An 18,941-nucleotide genomic window follows, 5' to 3' on the forward strand; every position below is an offset into this window, starting at 1 on the left:
GAGTCAGGACCCGCCTTCGCCGCGCACCGCCCAACAGGAGACCTTGATGAAATTCGCCCGCGACACGTGGTTGATCTTCCAGCGGCAGTTCCTGCTGCTGGTCCGCCAGCCCGTCTGGCTCTTCGTCGGCATCTTCCAGCCGGTGATGTACCTGCTGCTCTTCGCCCCGCTGCTCAAGCCCGCGTTGCAGGCGTCGAGCAACGCGGAGGCGTACCGGATATTCGTGCCCGGCCTGCTGGTGCTGCTCGCCATCTTCGGCGGGCTGTTCCAGGGCTTCGGCCTGATCGCCGAACTCCGGGCCGGGGTGATCGAACGGTCCCGGGTCACCCCGGTCAGCCGGCTGGCCCTGCTGCTCGGCCGGTCGCTGCGGGACGTGGTCTCGCTGATCGCCCAGGCGATCATCATCACCCTGTTGGCACTGGCGTTCGGGCTCTCGGTCTTCATCGGGGACCTGCTGCTCGCGTACCTGCTGCTGGCCCTGATCGCGCTGATGACCTCGGCGCTGTCGTACGGGATCGCCCTGGTGGTGAAGAGTGAGGACGCACTGGCGCCGCTGATGAACACGATCGCCCAGCCGGTCCTGCTGCTCTCCGGAATCCTGCTGCCGTTGAGCTTCGCGCCCGGCTGGTTGCAGGGGATCGCCGACTGGAACCCGTTCTCCTGGGCGGTCGACGGTGCCCGGGCACTCTTCGCCGGCGATCTCGGCAACGACGCCGTCTGGCAGGGAATGTCGGTGATGGCGGTGATCACGACGCTCGCCGTGGCCTGGGCCGCACGCGAGTTCGCCCGCAGCGTCCGCTGAGGCTCTTTTCCGGGTACGGGTGGAGCTGGCTTCCCGGCCGCTGCACCCGTACCCGGATCACCTGTCACCGGACCTCGGCCGTCGCTGCCGATGGTGGCCGCGGTCAGCGGCGGCGGGCCAGCGTGAGCCCGTCGGCGACCGGCAGCATCACCAGGTCGACCCGCTCGTCCTGCAACACCGCCTCGTTGAACTCGGCGATCGCCCGGTCGGCCACGGTCTCCGGGGCGAGGATCCGGCCACCCCGGAGCACGTTGTCCACCACGATCAACCCACCGGTACGCATCCTCGGCACCAACTCGGCCCAGTAGGTCGGATAACCCGGCTTGTCGGCGTCGACGAAGGCAAGATCGAGGTGTGGTTGCGTGGGGAGGGAGCGTAGCGTCTCGGCGGCCGGGCCGATCCGCAACTCGATCCGGTCGTCCACCCCGGCCCGCGCCCAGTAACGGCGGGCGACCGCCGTGTACTCCTCCGAGATGTCGAAGCAGGTCAACCGCCCGTCGGCGGGGAGTCCCCGGGCGATCGCCAACGACGAGAGCCCGGTGAAGGTGCCGACCTCCACCGCCTGCCGGGCGTTCACCAGCCTGGTCAGGAAGGTGAGTAGCCCGACCTGCTCGGGAGCGATCTGCATCCCGGCGTCGGCCGGCAGGAGGGAGACCGTCTCGTCGATCAGTTCTCGGACCAGGGCGTCGGGTGGCGAGCCGTGCGCGAGGACGTAAGCGTGCAGGTCATCGGTGAGTGGAATCGACTTCGTCGGCACCTGTCGACGCTATGTCAGGTCGGCGGCGGACGGTAGCGGTTCGTCAGTGTGATTCGGTCCCGTCGTCGTCTCGGTGCCGAAGCCGGTGCCGCCTCGGAGCGTCCGAGCGGCCCAGAGGTCTGTGATCCGCAGGTCGAGTTCGTCGAGCAGGTTACGGAACAGCGGCAGGGAGAGCCCGATCACGGCGCCAGGATCGCCGTCCACCCGGTCGACGAACGGACCGCCCAGACCGTCGATGGTGAAAGCGCCCGCCACCTGCAACGGCTCGCCCGTCGCGACGTACGCGGCGATCTCGTCGTCGGTGATCTCGGCGAAGTAGACGCCGGTGGCGGCGACCCTGGCCACCTCACGCCCGCTCGGCAGGTCGATCAGGCAGTGCCCGGTGTGCAGTACTCCGCTCTTGCCCCGCATCGCCTGCCAGCGCCGTACCGCCTCGTCCGCGTCGGCCGGCTTCCCGAGGATCTCCCCGTCGAAGGCGAGCACCGAGTCACACCCGAGGACGAGCGTACGGAGATCGTCGCCGGGCTCGTCCCGGTTGTCGAAGCCGTCGCTGGTGCTCGTGGAGCCGTCGGCGGTGCTGGTTGAGCCGTTGCCGGTGCTGGTCGAGTTGCTGCCGTTCAGGTCTGCGGTGAATCGCTGGGCGACCGTTCGGGCCTTCATCTGGGCCAGGGTGAGACTCAGCGCTTCGGGGGTCGAAGGGTCCACCTGAGACTCGTCGACCCCGCTGACCAGCACATCCGGCTCTATGCCGGCGGCCTGCAGGAGCTTACGTCGGGCCGGGCTCGCCGAGGCGAGCACCAGGCGCAGCCGGTTCGTGGTGTGCACGACGGTCAAAGTACCCGGCCCGACGCGGGCTACCCACGATCGGGCCGGGTGTTCGTACCGACTCGATTCCGGACTGGCGTCGGTTCCGGGCCGGCTCGATCTCGGACCAGCTCGGTCAGAGTCGCGGTTGTTGCCGTCGCCGGGCCAGGAGCACCACCAGAAGGACCACCAACAGACCGAGTACGACGAGAGCCACCAGGACACCGATAAGGATGGTCGAACCAGAATTCGACTTGTTCTCCGGCTCGGGAGCCGCGTCACCGGCAGGCTGTGTCTGAGTGGAGCTGGGTGCGGCGCTGGTGCTGGGCTCGGCACTTCCCTCCAGCGGAGGTACGTCCGCAGTCAGCGCCTTGACCAGGTTGAGTACGCCGTACCCGTACTCCTCGTCCCGACCCGGCGCACCCTTGTCGTCGGCCGTAGCGGTCAGCCGGTGTACGACTTCCTCCGCCGACAGATCCGGGAACTTGCTCCGTACGAGCGCAGCCGCCCCAGCAACGATCGCCGCAGAGTCGGAGGTTCCAGACGTCTTACTGTATCTACTGCCTCTTGATGTGCTGCGTATATCGACGCCTGGTGCCGCAATGACCAGCTTCTCTCCTGTAACCGAGTTCCTAAAATGGTTACCTGCTTGATCAGTGGCACCGACAGCGACGACTCCGTCGATTGCAGCCGGAAATCCTACTAGAAGACGTGAAGGACGATTTCCTGCAGAGGCGACAACGACGATGTCTGCCCGAAAGGCGGACTCGATTGCTTGACTAAGGCGTTCTGAGGACGAACTAACGGAGGAGATATTGATTACATCGACCTTCTTGGACACTGCCCACTCTATCGCCTTGGCCGTGTCATCTGGGTCGCCGTCGCTCTTACTATTGGAGTCGCGGATCGGAAGAATCCTGGCTTTCGGGGCAATGCCAAGGGCTCCGTTGGTACCTCTACCGTGCGCCGCGATCAGGCCAGCCATGCCTGTCCCGTGCCCTCCTGGGTCGCCATCCTGGCGCCCGTTGCCTTCTCCTCCTGCATAAGTGGCGGTGCCGGGCAAAAGATTGTTGCGCAAATCGGGGTGAGGGTCAACGCCAGTGTCAATTACGGCGACGGTAATTCCCTCACCTTGACTAATCGCATGTGCTGCAGTGACCTTGAGGTATTCAAGATGCCACTGGTTGTTACGCACCTCATCTGCCTGTGCTGCGGTGGCTGGTAAGACGGCAACGGCCGTGGCGCAGAAGAGCGCCACGGCCGTCCGTACGACGCGGTAAATCACCGCTTATAGCCAATCGTTGGGCCTGGGTCGATTCGGCCGTTCTCTCGGCTAGGCATCATTACCGGTGCAACGCCTTCGTCTGTTTCCCAAGGGTTATCGGGGTCCCAGTGTCGATCGATATCTTCACCCTTGCTCTGATTTCCGGCCCGCACGCCCGAACCTGCCCCGAATGTCTGACCAGTGCTTGAGAAGGAGCGGTTGGCGCTCGAGATTGAACGCTGTCCGGACCCACCAAGCGGGGCTCCGCCTCCACCGCCAATGACGCCGCCAACTGGGTTTATGCGTCGGGCCGCTGCAGTTCCCGTGGCCGGCTGCGAAAGCCCTGCTCCGGGTGTTCCGCCGATCATCCCGCCTGGAGGCATCGCTCGCGGTGGTAGTCCTGCGTTCGGTCCAAACCCAGCCTTGTGCATACCGCCGCCTGGCGGCATCGATGATGGCATGGGGTAACCAGGGTTTAGTCCCGGAGGTCGAGCGCCAGGAGGAAGTCCTGGCGGCCTCGTGCCTGGCGGAAGACCGGGGGCTATTGGAGGCGGCGGGGGAAGGCCAGGGCCAGTGGTGGGCGGCGGCGGAATGACGCTTGGGGGCGTTGGTGGTACGGCTGGAGGGGCAACTGGGCCAGTGCCACCAAGAATCGGGCCAACGGTAGGCGCAGGTGTCGTTGGTACCACGATGTGCACGGGCGGGGTCGGTGAAGGGGTAAAGCTCGCACCACCTCCAGCCGGGATCGGTACAACGGGAGGAAGGACTGGAGGGCCCGAACTGCCCATAACGCTACTCGAGTTGCCGCCCGGGGGATTCTCCGAACCACCCGTCTGTTTATCGTTCGTCTTATAGGGGGGAGGCTTGCGGAGTTGTACCTGAGCGGTGGCGAGTTCACCGCTTAGCCCATACATGATGTGACGGGCACGCCAGTTCAGGTCTTCTAGGTCAGCCTGGGTCGTCGGCTGCTGGCCATCTGGAGGACGTCCGTTGTTCGCCAGGACCGCAGCGTCGTACTGCTGCTTAGCTTGTGCCTTTGCGAGGTATTCCTTGTGGATTTCCTCAAGGTTCCTTCGGGACTCCCAAATTGCTTGGGTCACGCCCGTCAGGGTCTGCTGGTTTGCGGCTGCCGTATCGTAGACGCCTTGGACCGTCTCGATGAGATAGTCGAGTCGTGTGACGTAGGCCTTCGAAGCTTCATTCTTCTCGGGTGGCCAGGCCTCGATCAGGTTTTCGCGGTACTGCTTCAGCCGGGACAGGTGTAGCAAGCTGAGCTCGGAGGTCTTCCGCCAACCACTGACATGCTGCCAATGCGTGTCCGTCTGTTGGTTTTCCAACAGTGCCCACATCTGCGAGACATTCTGCGCTGTCCAGTTGGTCGTGCCGGAGAGGCCACCTCCCCCGCCTCCGCTGTCATGCATTTGGACTCCCCGTGTTCTCAGCGCCGCCCTGCGGCGGTGTGCTCCGCGACCCGGGTGGCGGCGGTGCCGCTGCCCCGGACTGATCCAGCGCGTTCTCAACCTCCCGCACGCGGGCGTGTGAGAAGGCGTCGGAGTTGACGTAGTTCTTGCTGACAGTCTCAGCGGCAGTGGCGAGGCCGCCGGTCCCGTCGCCGACGTCCCAGATGCGGTTGGAAGTGGCCTGCTGGACATTCCGATGCCTGTCGAAGAAAGACAGAAGCTCGGGGAAGCCTGCGTTGGGCCGAGGCGCCTCGGGCAGCATGTCCGACTGGACTTCCTGCATGTGTGGTACGTAGTTCTTCTGGACGTCGGCCAGGAGCTGCTGGGCGAACTCCTCCATGCGCTGAATGTCAGCTTCTATGGACCCGCCGTAGTCGCGCAGCCACGCAGGGCCACGGTCTTCCTCAGGTATCACGTCTTCTCCCCAGGTGCTACATACTGCCCCACACCAAGGTTAGTGGGTAAGGGCCGGCGTGGGCAGCCCCGGAGGGCGCCAGGCGCAGGTCAATGAGGAAGGCCGGAGACCCGCCAGGCGTCAACACCGGTGTGGGCCGGCATGCCGGACGGGGACACCGTACCGGGACGACCTCTCCGTGCCCAGGTTGACACTTGGGCGGGTCGGGCCGATGTAGTCGGTCGTGGACGGAGGAAGATCGCCCCCACCAGGGCAGCCAACTCCTCCGGCGTGGGGGTACCGCGGACCACCCGGAGCAGCGGTTCTTCGTCAGCCATGGCATTGAGGGTACGTCCTCGTCAATTGGTGGGCGTCTCAGATAGGCGTGCCGAAGGTGTGACTCTTGTTGCGGTTGGGTACCGTCCACGGGTGTCTAGTGCGCCTCCACAACTCATCGCTGACCGGTACCGACTTGTCGAGCCGCTCGGCCAGGGTGGGATGGGTCGGGTCTGGAAGGCGCGTGACGAGGTGCTGCACCGCGACGTCGCGATCAAGGAGTTGGTCCCGCCGCCGGGGCTGACCGAGGAAGAGCGTCAGGAGATGCGCGAACGCTCGCTCCGCGAGGCACGAGCGATCGCACGGCTCAACCACGCGAATGTCGTCCGGGTCTTCGACGTACTGCGTACTGACGGTGATCCGTGGATCGTCATGGAGTACATCCCGTCGCGGTCGTTGCAGGACGTACTCGCCAGTGACGGGCCGGTGTCGCCGACCCGGGCCGCCGAGATCGGGCTCGGGGTGCTCGGCGCGTTGAAGTCAGCGCATCGGGCCGGGGTGATGCACCGGGACGTGAAGCCCGGCAACGTGCTGCTCGGCGACGACGGCCGGGTGGTACTGACCGACTTCGGGCTGGCCACCGTGCCGGGGGACCCGAACGTGACCCGTACCGGCCTGGTGCTGGGATCGCCTGCCTACATCGCGCCGGAGCGGGCCCGGGACGGCACGGCCGGGCCGGAGGGCGATCTCTGGTCGCTGGGCGCGACGCTCTACGCCGCCGTCGAGGGGCAGTCGCCGTTCGCCCGGCCTTCCGCGATCGCGACGTTGGCGGCGCTGGCCACCGAACCACCGCCGGCGTCGCGCCGTGCCGGCCCGCTCAAGGCCGTGCTGGCTGGGCTGTTGCGTAAGGATCCGGCGACGCGGATCAACGCCGAGGTGGCGGAGCGGTTGCTCCGTCGCGCGTCAGGCCGGCGCAGGAACCCGGGGCTGTCACTGCTTGACGGGGTACGCCGACCGGGGCCGCACGGCCCGCGTGAACCGGGCGAGCCGCGTACCCGGATCGTGCCGTTGCCGTCGCCCCGACCGGCCCCCGCCGCGCCGCCGGCCGCACCGCCCGCTGCCCCGGCGCCGCCGGCCGCCGAGACGACCAAGTTGCCGGCGGCCCCGCCAGCTGCCGAGACGACGAAACTCCCCGCCGCTCCGCCGCCGGCTGCCGAGACGACGAAGCTGCCCGCCCCGTCGGCCGAGCCGGAGTCGGCGGCGCAGGCGCCCGCATCGGATGCAGCGGCGGATTCCGCCAGTTCGGACAGTGCCCGACCGCCCGCCGAGCCGACGGTCGTCGTCGTGCCGGGCGAGTCGGCCGACGAGGTCGAGGCGAAGCCGGAACCGGCACCGACGGCGGTGCAGCCGAAGGCGGAGACCTCTTCCGCAGCTCAGACGCCGGCAACCCCGCAGGCAGACGAGCAGGCAGACCAGGCGGCGCAGCCGGAGAACCGGGCCGCGCAGCAGGCGCCCCAGGCCGCGCCCGCAGGCAGGGCGGCGGTCCCGACGAGCCGGGACGACGAGTATGGCGACCGGCGCGGTCCGCTGGCCGCCGTCGCGGCCGGAAACCGCCGGATGTGGCTGCTCGGCGGGCTGGTTGCGTTGATCCTGCTCGCCCTCGTCGTGATCGTGCCGCTGACCCGTGACGGCGGGTCGGATGGCGAGGAACAGGGCACGGGTTCCGGTTCCGGTTCCGCACCGACGAGCCAACCGGCGGGTACGCCGTCGGCCGATCCGACCAACGCGGCACCGACGCCCACCCCGGCGGCGACCACCGCCGCGCCGGCCCAGCCGCCGGCGACGCCGACGGGCCAGGCCGCTCCGCAGCTACCTGCGGGTTGGCGGATGTATCAGGACCGGACCGGGTTCTCCGTACCGGTGCCGAACGGCTGGACGGTCAGCAGGGAGGGACCGCGGGTGAAGTTCAACGATCCCAACAGTCGCCGGTTCCTGATGATCGACCAGACGAACAACCCTCGTCCCGATCCGGTCGCGGACTGGCGGGAGCAGGAGCGCGCTCGCCGGGGCAACTACCAGAACTACAAGCTGGTGACGATCCAGGCTGTCGACTACTGGTTGAAGGCCGCCGACTGGGAGTGGCTGCACGACGAGGGTGGCGCGCGGATGCACGTGCGTAACCGGGGCTTCGTCACGAGCAGCAAGAAGGCGTACGCGATCCGTTGGGACACCGAGGCGGCCGACTGGGACCGTGAACTCGCCACCTTCAAGATCATCGCGGACGGTTTCCAACCCGCGAGGAATTGACAGGCATGACCTCACTTTCGTCGGGGTAGTGATGATCTCGACGGAAGGAGGTACGACTGATGCGTTCCCGACATCATGCGACGAAGCCCAGCATTGCACTGTGGATGCTGGTGGCGATCGGCGATCTCGCCCTGCTGGTGGCGAGCGTCGGAATGGTCGCGCTGATCGCGCTCGCGAGCGTCGTCGCCGTGGCCGTCGCTACGGTCGGCGCTTGGATGTTGCTGCGGCGAGGCGTGCAGAGCCAGGCCGCGGTGCCAGCCCAGGTCGCCATGCCGACGACGGGCCGGGCGCAGGCGGGCTCCGCCGCGCAGCTCCCCTGAGACTGGACGACGAGGCACTGAGACGGGACAACGAGGGATAGCGGCAGCCGGATCAGTTATCGACCGGGTAGGTGATGACAGGTCCCGCTGCCGCTAACTCGTGTCAGGGCTGCGGCCAGCGGCTGTTGAGTCGCCGCGCCACTTCCGCGATGTCGTGCCGGTCGTGGGCGAGCAGGCTGCTGCGGGCGTCGCGGTAGCGGGGACAGGGCCAGCGACGCCGGCACGCGACACAGCGCCACATGCCGAGCAGCCGCCACAGCGGGGCCGGGCGATGTCGTTCGACGATTGCCATGGATCGGTCGCGTTCCATTGCGGACCTCCGGCGGTTGCGGGGCGCGCGACGGCTCGCCGGGCTGTCGGAGGGAGACGAGCCGTCGCGCGGAGTACCGACCCACCAGGTTGCGGACCAGGAGAAATCGGCCACCAGCAACCTATTGCATAAGGTAGAGCAAGGCAAGACCATATGCCCCCTGATGCCTCTTGATGCTTGTGGTTCCTCGGTTCGTCGTGATCAAATATGGGCGCGGACCAGGGAGTGCATCGTGCCTACCTCGAAGACACAAAAGATCATCAACGACATCACCGAGCAGATCGAATCAGGGAAGCTGACACCAGGCGATCAATTGCCCAGCACCGCAGAGTTGCGTGCGCAGTACGGCGTCTCCATCACCGTCGTGCGTGGGGCGGTCAACTGGTTGAAAGCGAAGGGTCTGGTGGAGGGTCATCCCGGGCTGGGGGTCTTCGTGATCGAGCGCAAGGACTAGACAGGTCCGGCTGGACAGCGACGACATGAACTAGGCTCGCTCGGATGTCAGTGGACGGCTTGACAGACCTCTGGGACAAGCTCTTCGGGGCGCAGCCCGACCCACCCCCGCTGCTGGTACTGATCACCGGGCTGGTGGCTCTCACCGTGGTGGTCACCCGGCTCCCGTGGCGGATCGGGCGCAACGCCATCACCATCGCGCACGAGGGCGGGCACGCACTCGCGGCGGTACTCACCGGACGCCGTCTGCAAGGTATCCGGCTGCACTCGGACACCTCCGGGCTGACCCTGTCGGCGGGACGGCCGACCGGTCCCGGGATGATCTTCACCCTGCTGGCCGGCTATCTGGCGCCGTCACTCATCGGTCTGGCCGGTGCCTGGGTACTCGGTGGAAACCGGATCACCCTGCTGCTCTGGGTCGCGGTCGCACTGCTGCTTGCCATGCTGGTGATGATCCGCAACGTCTTCGGCATCATCTCGATCGTGGTCACCACCGGGGTCGTACTCGGGGTCTCCTGGATGGCGTCACCGCAGGTGCAGGCGGCGTTCGCGTACACCGGGGTGTGGTTCCTGCTGCTCGGCGGGGTACGGCCGGTGGGCGAACTCCAGGCCCTGCGGCGACGCGGTCAACTGCCGCAGTCGGACGCCGACCAGCTCGCCTGGCTGACCCGGGTGCCGGGCCTGGTCTGGGTCGGGGTCTTCGGCGCGGTCAACCTGATCGCCCTGCTCGCCGGAGCCGCGCTGCTCACCGGCCCGATCCTGAACTCCGCCAACCTGCCCGGCTGAGCGGCCGGGCAGGTGTCCGGACGGCAGCCAGCTCCCTATCGGGCGTTGTCGAGGAAGCGCCGCTGGAGCGCGAGCCACTCGTCCGGCCGTTCGACGAACGGCAGGTGGCCGGTCGCGATCTCGACGAACCGCGCACCGGGGATTCCGTCGGCGAGCTGCCGGTGCAGGTACGGCGTCACCAGGCTGTCGTAGCTCGTCGAGATCACCAGCGTGGGCACGGTGACCTTCCCGAGGTCGTCCTGTATGTCGATCCGGTCGAGCAGGTCGAGGTGCTCCAGGGTCCCGGGTGGCACAGTGGCCGCCGTGACGGCCAGTGCGGCGTCGAGATCGTGCTGCCCGACCTCGTCGAGTGCGGGTGCGCCCATGGCGATCAGCGAGAGATAACCGGCGAGTCGGTCGGGTTCGCCTGCGGTCAGCAGGTCGCGCCAAAGCTTGACCGCGAGCCGGAACCGCGGATTCGGTCGGGCGAAGCCGGCGGTGAGGGTGAGTGCCGTGACGCGTTCGGGGTGCCGGACGGTGGCGCGGACGGCGAGCGCGCTGCCCATCGAGTATCCGGCGATCGCGAACGACTCCTGTCCCTCCTCGACGGCGGTGGCGACGAGTTCGTCCGCCAGCCGGTCGAGGTCGAGAGGTCCGTCCGCCCGGGGAGTGTCGCCCGTCCCCGGCAGATCGGGCGCGACGACGGTGTACGACTCGGCCAGGGCGTCCATGATGGGGCCGAAGTTCGCCTGGATACCTCCGCCAGCGCCGTGCGCGAGCAACAGGCCGGGGCCGGAGCCGCGGACGGTGCGGGCCAGTGTGGAGGCGACGAGGGATGACGCGGACATTCCCGGAGATTCCTTTCGATGCGTCGGGGTGGTCTGGCGTCGGGCCTGCCGGCCGGGACGGCGAGCATGCCGAGGGGCGGCATCGCGTCCTGACCGGCGACGGGCACCGTCGCGTCATGCCGTGAAGTTAGACTTTGACATCGATGTCAGAGTCAACGTGGCGAGGTGCGGATCACATGCGCATCGGGGAGATGGCCCGCCGGACCGGAGTTCCCGAACGGCTGCTGCGCTACTACGAGGAGCAGGGGCTGCTCGTGCCAACGCGTCTGCCGAGCGGGTACCGGGTCTACCGGGAGGCCGACGTCGAGACCGTACGGCGGGTCCGTCGGCTGCTCGCCGCTGGGCTGAACACCGCCACGATCGCCCAGATCCTGCCGTGCATACGCGACGACGACGAGCGTCTCGTGCCGGTCTGCTCTGATCTGGTCGACCAGTTGCGGCGGGAGCGTGACCGGATGACCGTGGCGATCAACGAGCTGGAGGCGTCCCGGAGCATCCTCGATACGGTGATCGACGCCGCTCCACCGCGAGGCGCCTGAATTCTTACCGCACCCGCAACGTTCTCGACTCGACCTGCAACCGATCCCTGGGGCCCAGGCGTATTGGCTATGTCCGCAGGGGGAGGTCACGGGTGCCCGACGTCGACGACTTCGACGAGTTCTACCGGGGGAGCCGGCAACGGCTGCTCGGGTACGTCTATCTGTTGACCGGTGACCTGGCCGAAGCCCAGGACGCGGTGCAGGAGGCGTACATCCGGGCGTGGCAGCGCTGGTCGCTGGTGCGCGGGTACGCCGATCCGGAGGCGTGGGTACGGGTGGTGGCCGCCCGGGTGGCGATCAGCCGCTGGCGCAGCCTGCGCAGCCGGAGCCGGGCGTACCTGCGGCACGGGTTGCCGGCCGACACCCCGGCCCCGGGCACCGAGACGATCGAGGTGGTCGCCGCACTCCGCCGGTTGCCAGAGGAGCAACGTACCGCGATCGCCCTGTACTACCTGCTCGGCATGCCGGTCGCCGACGTGGCCCGGGAGACCGGTGCTCCCGTCGGCACGGTGAAGGCCCGGCTGGCCCGTGGCCGGGCGGCGCTGGCCGGCCTGCTGAGGGTCGTGGATCTGGAGGAGGCAGCCGATGCCTGAGTCGATGTCCACCCGGGTCTCCCGGCCCGGATACCGGTCCAACCCGCCGACGGACCTGTCGACGGATCTGTCGGCGGGCCCACTGGCGGACCAGTCGGTCAAGGTGGGGCCGGAGCTGGTGAACCAGATCGCCGGGGAGATCGCCACGGTGTGCTGGCTCGCGCCCGAGGAGATCCGGGCGCGGGCCCGGCGGCGTAACCGGCTCCGGTCGTTGGTCGGGACGGCCGCGGTACTCGCCGTGGTCGCGACGGGCTCGGTGGTGGCCGTCGAGCGGTACGGGCCACTGCCGCTGCCGGCCGGGCAGCCAGCGCTGGCCGAACCGTCGGCCCCGATGCCGTCACCGGACCCGCTCGCCATCCCGGCTTCCGCGCTGTTGCAACCGGAGGACGTCGGGCCGGGGCTGGTGGTGGATCGGGTCGAGGTGCGGCTGGACACGCTGGTGGAGGTGGTCGACCCGACCGTGCCGCTGGGCTGTCCCGGGTACGCGACACGCGACCGCTACGACGGGCTGGCCCGGACGATGCGGCGGCACACGGTACAGCAGCCGCCGACGGTACCCGGTGAGCCGCACAGCGGCGCTGCTGTCGTACACGAGCGGGTTTTCCGGCTCTTTCCCGGCGCGGCCCGGCAGGTCTTCGCGGACGCCCGTGCCGTGCCCGACCTCTGCGCCGAATACCGCAGCGCCGGGGCGATCGAGGTCGACGGCCGAGGGCTTGCCGTCGATGCGGTGCACCGCTGGCGGGTCCTGGCCGAGGACTTCGCCGGAGACGAGTCGGTGCTGTTGGACTGGCAGACCACCGTCCGTCGGCAGGACAGTCCGGTGGTGGTGGACGGTCCCGCCAGCCGGCTGGTCGGAGTCGTCCGGGTCGGCGACCTGGTCGCCACGGTGGACAGGGTCGACGAGGCGCCGGACCCGGAGCGGACCGAGGCGTTGACCCGGCGGGCCGCCGTCCGGCTCTGCGAGGCCGTGAACCCGCCGTGTCCGGAGCCGGACGAGGACGCCCCGAGCAGCCCAAAGCAGCCTGGGGGCGGCCCGCAGCAGCCTGGGGGCGGTCCGGAGCACCCCGGAGGCAGCCCGGAGCCGATTGGGGGCAGCCCGGTGGCCCAGGGCAACCCGGAGTAGCCCGGGCAGCCGGTTCAGAGGGGGATGTTGCCGTGCTTCTTGGCCGGCAGCGTCTCCCGCTTGGTGCGCAGGACCCGTAGCCCTCGCACGATCTGGCTCCTGGTCTCCGCCGGCCGGATCACCGCGTCGACGTAGCCGCGCTCGGCCGCCACGTAGGGGTTGGCGAGGGTGTCCTCGTACTCCCGGATCTTCTTGGCCCGGACGGCGACCGGATCGTCGGCGGCGGCCAGCTCGCCCCGGTAGAGGATGTTCACCGCGCCCTGCGCGCCCATCACCGCGATCTGCGCAGTCGGCCAGGCGAAGTTGAGGTCCGCGCCGAGGTGCTTGGAGCCCATCACGTCGTACGCCCCGCCGTACGCCTTCCGGGTGATCACGGTGACCTTCGGTACGGTCGCCTCGGCGTACGCGTAGATCAGTTTGGCGCCCCGCCGGATGATGCCGTCCCACTCCTGGCCGGTACCGGGCAGGAACCCGGGAACGTCCACAAAGGTGAGTACCGGGATGTTGAACGCGTCGCAGGTGCGGACGAACCGGGCGGCCTTCTCCGAGGCGGCGATGTCCAGGCAGCCGGCGAAGTGCATCGGCTGGTTCGCCACCACCCCGACCGGCCGTCCCTCGACCCGGCCGAAGCCGACCACGATGTTCTGCGCGTAGAGCGGCTGGACCTCCAGGAACTCCCCGTCGTCGAGGACGTGCTCGATCACCTCGTGGATGTCGTACGGCTGGTTCGCCGAATCAGGGATCAGCGTGTCCAGTTCCCGGTCGAAGTCGGTGACCTCCACCTCGGCCGGCGCGTCGAGGACCGGTGCCTCGTCGAGGTTGTTGCTCGGCAGGTACGACAGCAGTGCCTTGACGTAGTCGATCGCGTCGTCCTCGTCCGTGGCGAGGTAGTGCGCGTTGCCGCTGCGGGCGTTGTGGGTACGCGCCCCGCCCAGCTCCTCCATCGCGACGTCCTCACCGGTCACCGTCTTGATCACGTCGGGACCGGTGATGAACATGTGCGAGGTCTGGTCGACCATCACTGTGAAGTCGGTGACCGCCGGGGAGTAGACGGCACCACCCGCGCACGGCCCCATCACCAGCGAGATCTGCGGGATCACCCCGGAGGCGCGGACGTTGCGGAAGAAGATCTCGCCGTAGAGGCCGAGGCTGACCACGCCCTCCTGGATCCGGGCGCCACCGGAGTCGTTGATGCCGATCACCGGACAGCCGATCTTCATCGCCAGGTCCATCACCTTGACGATCTTCTCGCCGAAGACCTCGCCGAGGGAGCCGCCGAAGACCGTGAAATCCTGGGCGAAGACGCAGACCTGCCGGCCGTCGACGGTGCCGTAGCCGGTCACCACGCCGTCCCCGTACGGGCGGGTGCGGTCCAGCCCGAAGTTGGTCGACCGGTGTCGGGCCAGCCCGTCCAGCTCGACGAAGGAACCCGGATCGAGCAGCAGTTCGATCCGCTCCCGGGCGGTCTTCTTGCCCCGGGCGTGCTGTTTCTCCACCGCCCGGGCCGAACCGGCGTGCACCGCCTCGTCGACCCGGCGGTCCAGATCCGCCAGCCGGCCTGCGGTGCTGTGGGGGTCGACGTCTGTGGTGCTCGGCTGCCCAGTCACGTTCGCGATGGTAACGACGGCCGGCGCCACCCCACCGCCCGGTGGCGCGGCGTGTGCCGTACCACTCCGCCACGACCGGCGGAAGGAGGTCGCCGCGACGGGTGGAACGAGGTCGCCGCGACGGTCGGACCCGGGCCGGAGGCCCTGACCCGTACGCTGGGCTGATGCCGGGATCGCCGTACACCGACCTGGACCGTCCGCCACTCGACGCGCGGCGGCTCCGGCGGGCTCTGATCACACCGGAGAGCCTCTGGACCCGGCTGGTGCTGCACCGCGAGACCGGGTCGACGAACGCCGACGCGGCCGAGGCCGCCCGGGCCGGTGAGCCGGAAGGACTGGTGGTGGTCGCCGAGCGGCAGACCGCGGGGCGGGGCCGGCGGGGGCGTAGCTGGGAGTCGCCGGCCCGAGCCGGGCTCGCGGTCAGCGTGCTGCTCCGGCCAGGGCTGACCGAACCCGACCGGAACTGGCCGGCGGTGCCGCCGTCCCGGTACGGCTGGCTGCCCCTGCTGGCCGGTGTCGCCCTGGTGGAGGCGGTGGACCTGCTGGCCGAGTTGGACTCGGCGCTGAAGTGGCCGAACGACCTGCTGCTCTGGGCCCGCCCGCGCAACGGCAGCCCCGCCGAACGTCCCCCGAGTGGCGAGGCGAAGGCGGCCGGGATCCTGGCCGAGGGGGTCTCCGGGACTGGGGCGGGCGACCCCGGGGTGGTGCTCGGCCTGGGCGTGAACGTCACGCTTCGCGCCGACGAGCTGCCGGTCAACCCGACCGGGCTGCCGGCCACCTCGCTGCAACTGGCCGGTGCGGTGGCCACCGACCGCGACCCGCTGCTGCGGGCACTGCTGCGCGGGATAGACCGCTGGTACGTCCGCTGGCGGACCGCCGGTGGCGACGCCGCCGCCTGCGGCCTGCACGAGGCGTACGTGCGCAACTGCGCCACCCTCGGCCGGGAGGTACGGGTGCTGCTGCCGGCCGGCGACGAACTGGTCGGTACCGCCAGCACGGTCGACCCCGACGGCCAGCTCGTACTCGCGACCGCCGACGGCGAGCGTCGGATCGCCGCCGGTGACGTCCTGCACCTGCGCTGACCGCCACCCGCCCGACCGTCGGTAAAGAGTCGATACCGGAAACCGCGAGGGTGGCGCGCAACCGCTACGGTCACCGCGGACATTCGGTTATGGACGAGGAGGATGGGGTGGCTTTCCCTGAGGACGTGCTCACCCAGGACGAGCATGTCGTAGCGCACCTGCACCCGCACTGGAAGGCGTTGATCCGACCGGTCGTGGTGCTGGTTCTGGCCGTTGCTGCGGTGGTCGCCGGCCTCGTTCTGCTGCCGTCGACCGGTGCCGGCACCGTGCTCGGTTACGTGATCGCGGCGGCCGCGCTGGTGCTGGTCGTCTGGTTGAGCGTCCGGCCGTACCTGGTCTGGCGGACCACGCACTACCTGTTCACGAACGAGCGGGTGCTGTTGCAGAAGGGCGTCTTCTCCCGCGACCGTCGGGACATCCCGCTCGGCCGGATCAACGACCACTCGATGAACCAGAAGTTCCTCGAACGGCTGCTCGGCTGCGGCACGCTGACCATCGAGTCGGCGGGCGAGCGGGGCCAGTCGGTGCTGGAGGACATCCCGGGCGTGGAGCGGGTACAGACCATGCTCTACGAGCTGGTCGACGCCAACCACGACAAGCACTCGCTCGGTGACGGCGAGATGCGCGAGATCATGGCCGACGTGGCCGAGGGCAAGCCGCTGCGCGAAGAGTCGAAGTAACGCCCTGGAGGGCCCCTGCGACCCGAATCGCCGATCGGCAGACCGAACCGCCGCTCGGCGACCGAACCGCCCTTCGGCGGACCGGATCGCCGTTCGCGGCCGGGCAGGGGCCCTTGGCGCGGCCGGGCGCACCTCGCCCCGGCGCACTTGGCCCGGGGCCGGGTCAGCCCGGCGGCAGCGGCTCCCGCATCACGAACCAGCCCCGGAAGCGGGTACGCAGCACCTCGCGCTCCGGTTGGCTCTGTGCGTCCAGCCGGTCCATGCTGCCGGTCAGGGTGACGGTCCCGAAGCCGGGCCGCGCCCCCGACGGCTTGCTGCCGAGTACGGTCAGCCGGGTCGCCAGCCGGTCACCTGCGCGTACCGGGGCCAGCCAGCGCAGCTCCTCCAGCCCGGGTGAGGCGTCCCCGGCGGCTCGGGCGAGTACGTGGTCGACGTACGCCCGCATGAAGAGGCTGACCGTGAAGAAGCCGCTGGCGATCAGCCCGCCGTGATGGCTGCGCCGGGCCAACTCCTCGTCGACGTGGTACCACTGCGGGTCGAAGCGCCGGGCGAAGTCGACCATCTCCCGCCCGTCGACGACGGTTACCCCGAGGTCGAAGGAGCGGCCGGGCGTCAGGTCCTCGAAGAACAGTTCGGCGGGTGCGCCGGTACCCGAGCGGCTCACCGCGCCGCTCAGCGGGCTGACGAACGCCGGGGAGCGGCGTTCAGCTCGGCGGCGAGTTCGGTCTCCAGCGCGACGTCGATGGTCTCGGCGAACTGGACCTCGAGCGGCTGGTCGGAACCGTCCGGCACTCCGGCGGCGGTCCGCCTTCCGTTGGCGCCGGCCGCAGCCCCGTTGGTAGCACCGGCCGCGGCCCCGTTCGCGGCTGGTGTGGCTCCGTTGGCGCTGGGTGTGGCTGCGCCTGTGGCGGGTGTGGCCCTACCGTCGCGGACCTTGGGCTCCGAACCCACGCCCGGGCCGCCGTCGACACCCGGCGCGGCGGCGTGCGGGCCGGTGAGTTCGCCGACCGCCTCGGCGAGTTCGGCGACCGGGTCGAGTTCGGCCAGGAAGTCGTCGTCCAGTTCGGCGGTCCGCCCGGGGGCGGTCGTCCTGCCCGTCGCACCGCTCTCGGTCGGGGCAAACGGCACGGCGGGGGATTTGCGGAAGACGAAGGTGCGGTACGACCAGAACCGGAAGATGGTCGCCAGCCCGACGCCGACCGTCTTGGCGACGTTCAGCGCCAGCAGGCTGCTGATGCCGAACCCGTACTTGGCCAGGGCCAACACGCCCAACTCGATGGCGAGTCCGGCGCCGTTGAAGAGGAAGAAGAGGGCGTACTCGCGGCGCATCGCCGACTTTGGCCGGTCCCGGTAGGTCCAGTGCCGGTTCATCAGATAGGACGAGATGGTGGCGACGACCGTGGCGATGACATTCGCCTTCAGTTGCCCGTCGGCAAACACGGTGAGCGCCAGCGCGTTGAACACCGCGTAGTTGATGGCGGCGTTCAAACCCCCGACGGCACCGAATTTCAGCACCTCGCGCAGGAACTTCTGCCAGCGCTCGGGCAACAAACGGGCGAAACGCATTCGACCACCTTAGGGCAGATCTGGGCGCCGGGTGCGCCGACCGGGTGGAGGTGGGTTGCCGGTCACTGCCTCTTGTGACTCTGGGTGATCACGTCCGGCGCGTCGGCGGCCGCCGGGCCGACGAAGACGAACCGGCGGTAGGACCAGAACCGGAAGAAGGTACCCAGCGCCGCACCGACGAAGTTGGCCGCGATGTTGTCGGCGATCAGTGACTTGAACACGCCTGGCCAGATGCTGCCGAGCCCGTAGTGGCTGATGGCGAGGCAGGCGAGGCCGATGCCCAGGCCGACGGCGTTGAAGAAGAAGTAGAGCGAGTATTCCCGGGCCATGCCGGAGCGTTCCCGGTGTCGCCAGGTCCAGAACCGGTTGCCGACGAAGGCGACGGTCGCGGCGATGACCGTGGAGAACGTCTTCGCGGTGAGGGTCTCCCAGCCGAGGCTCGCGTTGGCATAGTTGAACAGCACGAAGTCGACAGCGAAGGCCACCCCACCGACCGTGCCGAACTTGCCCAGCTCGTGGAACAGGTGACCGAACCGGTCCAGAAGGGTGCGAATCACTCCGCGCCGCGCATCCGGCAGGGAGGGCTGTTCGCCGGTGGCGGTCGAGGACACGGCTTGAGCGTACCGGTTGCCGCTCGTCCGCACGGGCCGCAACCGGCGACTCGCGGCGCCGGACTCCGGCCGAGCCCGGCCGGGCGGGTTCCGCGGTGCGGGGCGGACGGGTTCTGCGGTGCGGGCGACCGGAGGGTCTCATGTGACACCAGAGTCACCTGGCGTCACTGGCCACTGTGAGGATGCCGTGACGCAATGTTGTTGCCCGGAAGGATTTGCGTGAAACTGCGCGTGGGAGCGAGGAAAGAATCGCCTTACCGCAGCCTGACCGCATCTTGTGCAGTTCTTCACAACCAGTCTCGCTGCCCCGAACGCCGGCTCGGTTTACGCTGACGGAAATCCCAGGCTTTCACAAGGCGACGCGGTCGCAGGCCTGTTCG

The 18,941-nt window shown here is 68.9% G+C and carries 19 protein-coding genes and 2 pseudogenes; 10 read left to right on the top strand and 11 right to left on the bottom strand.

Going from position 1 to position 18,941, the window contains the following annotated elements; all coding sequences use genetic code 11:
* Positions 1–46: 46 nt before the first annotated feature.
* Positions 47–802: an ABC transporter permease gene (locus tag CLT71_RS27235; protein WP_101369623.1), complete on the top strand. Its 756-nt coding sequence runs from the start codon at positions 47–49 to the stop codon at positions 800–802.
* A 103-nt stretch (positions 803–905) separates the two neighbouring features.
* On the opposite strand, the gene CLT71_RS27240 is transcribed toward CLT71_RS27235, so the two are convergent.
* The 5 genes from CLT71_RS27240 to CLT71_RS27265 form a co-directional block, all read right to left on the bottom strand.
* Complete coding sequence (locus CLT71_RS27240; protein WP_101369624.1) at positions 906–1,559, bottom strand: O-methyltransferase; 654 nt, start codon at positions 1,557–1,559, stop codon at positions 906–908.
* 9 nt (positions 1,560–1,568) lie between these two features.
* A complete protein-coding gene (locus tag CLT71_RS27245; RefSeq protein ID WP_486483473.1) occupies positions 1,569–2,384 on the bottom strand; it encodes a Maf-like protein in 816 nt (271 codons plus the stop codon).
* Between the two features lie 115 nt (positions 2,385–2,499).
* Entirely contained in the window at positions 2,500–3,648 is a 1,149-nt protein-coding gene (gene mycP, locus CLT71_RS27250; protein WP_486483474.1) for a type VII secretion-associated serine protease mycosin, read from the bottom strand.
* Positions 3,649–5,040: 1,392 nt separating this feature from the next.
* Positions 5,041–5,427, bottom strand: a complete 387-nt coding sequence (locus tag CLT71_RS27260; RefSeq protein WP_101369626.1) for a hypothetical protein — start codon at positions 5,425–5,427, stop codon at positions 5,041–5,043.
* A 164-nt stretch (positions 5,428–5,591) separates the two neighbouring features.
* Entirely contained in the window at positions 5,592–5,819 is a 228-nt protein-coding gene (locus tag CLT71_RS27265; RefSeq protein ID WP_101369627.1) for an acyl-CoA carboxylase subunit epsilon, read from the bottom strand.
* 91 nt (positions 5,820–5,910) lie between these two features.
* Here CLT71_RS27265 and CLT71_RS38230 point away from each other — a divergent pair.
* Positions 5,911–7,260, top strand: a pseudogene (locus CLT71_RS38230) (serine/threonine-protein kinase); the annotation flags it as partial.
* Positions 7,261–8,123: 863 nt separating this feature from the next.
* Positions 8,124–8,384, top strand: coding sequence for a hypothetical protein (locus tag CLT71_RS27275; protein WP_101369629.1), 261 nt, complete (start codon positions 8,124–8,126; stop codon positions 8,382–8,384).
* Between the two features lie 103 nt (positions 8,385–8,487).
* Here the strand turns inward: CLT71_RS27275 and CLT71_RS36645 are convergent, their stop codons facing one another.
* Positions 8,488–8,694: a hypothetical protein gene (locus tag CLT71_RS36645; protein ID WP_199188010.1), complete on the bottom strand. Its 207-nt coding sequence runs from the start codon at positions 8,692–8,694 to the stop codon at positions 8,488–8,490.
* 232 nt (positions 8,695–8,926) lie between these two features.
* Between CLT71_RS36645 and CLT71_RS27280 the strand changes: the two genes are divergently transcribed.
* The gene (locus CLT71_RS27280) at positions 8,927–9,148 is read left to right on the top strand and encodes a winged helix-turn-helix domain-containing protein (RefSeq protein WP_486483475.1); all 222 of its coding nucleotides are present in this window, start codon (positions 8,927–8,929) and stop codon (positions 9,146–9,148) included.
* Between the two features lie 44 nt (positions 9,149–9,192).
* Entirely contained in the window at positions 9,193–9,933 is a 741-nt protein-coding gene (locus CLT71_RS27285; protein ID WP_101369630.1) for a M50 family metallopeptidase, read from the top strand.
* A 35-nt stretch (positions 9,934–9,968) separates the two neighbouring features.
* Here CLT71_RS27285 and CLT71_RS27290 read toward each other — a convergent pair whose 3' ends face one another.
* The gene (locus CLT71_RS27290; RefSeq protein ID WP_101369631.1) at positions 9,969–10,760 is read right to left on the bottom strand and encodes an alpha/beta fold hydrolase; all 792 of its coding nucleotides are present in this window, start codon (positions 10,758–10,760) and stop codon (positions 9,969–9,971) included.
* Between the two features lie 176 nt (positions 10,761–10,936).
* Between CLT71_RS27290 and CLT71_RS27295 the strand changes: the two genes are divergently transcribed.
* From CLT71_RS27295 to CLT71_RS27305, 3 genes are all read left to right on the top strand, one after another.
* Entirely contained in the window at positions 10,937–11,299 is a 363-nt protein-coding gene (locus tag CLT71_RS27295) for a MerR family transcriptional regulator (RefSeq protein WP_101369632.1), read from the top strand.
* Between the two features lie 92 nt (positions 11,300–11,391).
* Positions 11,392–11,892 carry a SigE family RNA polymerase sigma factor gene (locus CLT71_RS27300; protein WP_101369633.1) on the top strand — a complete coding sequence of 167 codons (501 nt, stop codon included), beginning with the start codon at positions 11,392–11,394 and terminating at the stop codon, positions 11,890–11,892.
* Positions 11,885–13,015 (top strand): hypothetical protein, encoded by a 1,131-nt coding sequence (locus tag CLT71_RS27305; RefSeq protein ID WP_143743635.1) that lies wholly within the window; start codon positions 11,885–11,887, stop codon positions 13,013–13,015. Before CLT71_RS27300 ends, CLT71_RS27305 begins: the two co-directional genes overlap by 8 nt.
* Before the next feature lie 14 nt (positions 13,016–13,029).
* Here the strand turns inward: CLT71_RS27305 and CLT71_RS27310 are convergent, their stop codons facing one another.
* On the bottom strand, positions 13,030–14,622 hold the full coding sequence (locus tag CLT71_RS27310) for an acyl-CoA carboxylase subunit beta (RefSeq protein ID WP_101371826.1): 1,593 nt from the start codon (positions 14,620–14,622) through the stop codon (positions 13,030–13,032).
* Positions 14,623–14,786: 164 nt separating this feature from the next.
* On the opposite strand from CLT71_RS27310, the gene CLT71_RS27315 reads away from it, so the two are divergent.
* Positions 14,787–15,704 (top strand): biotin--[acetyl-CoA-carboxylase] ligase, encoded by a 918-nt coding sequence (locus CLT71_RS27315; RefSeq protein ID WP_101369635.1) that lies wholly within the window; start codon positions 14,787–14,789, stop codon positions 15,702–15,704.
* Positions 15,705–15,811: 107 nt separating this feature from the next.
* The gene (locus CLT71_RS27320; protein WP_101371827.1) at positions 15,812–16,384 is read left to right on the top strand and encodes a PH domain-containing protein; all 573 of its coding nucleotides are present in this window, start codon (positions 15,812–15,814) and stop codon (positions 16,382–16,384) included.
* 163 nt (positions 16,385–16,547) lie between these two features.
* Here CLT71_RS27320 and CLT71_RS27325 read toward each other — a convergent pair whose 3' ends face one another.
* The 3 genes and pseudogenes from CLT71_RS27325 to CLT71_RS27335 all read right to left on the bottom strand — a co-directional run bounded on the left by CLT71_RS27325 (position 16,548) and on the right by CLT71_RS27335 (position 18,561).
* Positions 16,548–17,048, bottom strand: a complete 501-nt coding sequence (locus CLT71_RS27325; RefSeq protein WP_199187737.1) for a MaoC/PaaZ C-terminal domain-containing protein — start codon at positions 17,046–17,048, stop codon at positions 16,548–16,550.
* A 332-nt stretch (positions 17,049–17,380) separates the two neighbouring features.
* Positions 17,381–17,950: pseudogene (locus tag CLT71_RS38235) on the bottom strand (GtrA family protein); the annotation flags it as partial.
* 62 nt (positions 17,951–18,012) lie between these two features.
* The gene (locus CLT71_RS27335; protein WP_101369637.1) at positions 18,013–18,561 is read right to left on the bottom strand and encodes a GtrA family protein; all 549 of its coding nucleotides are present in this window, start codon (positions 18,559–18,561) and stop codon (positions 18,013–18,015) included.
* Positions 18,562–18,941 lie beyond the last annotated feature (380 nt).

Source organism: Plantactinospora sp. CNZ320 (assembly GCF_002846275.1).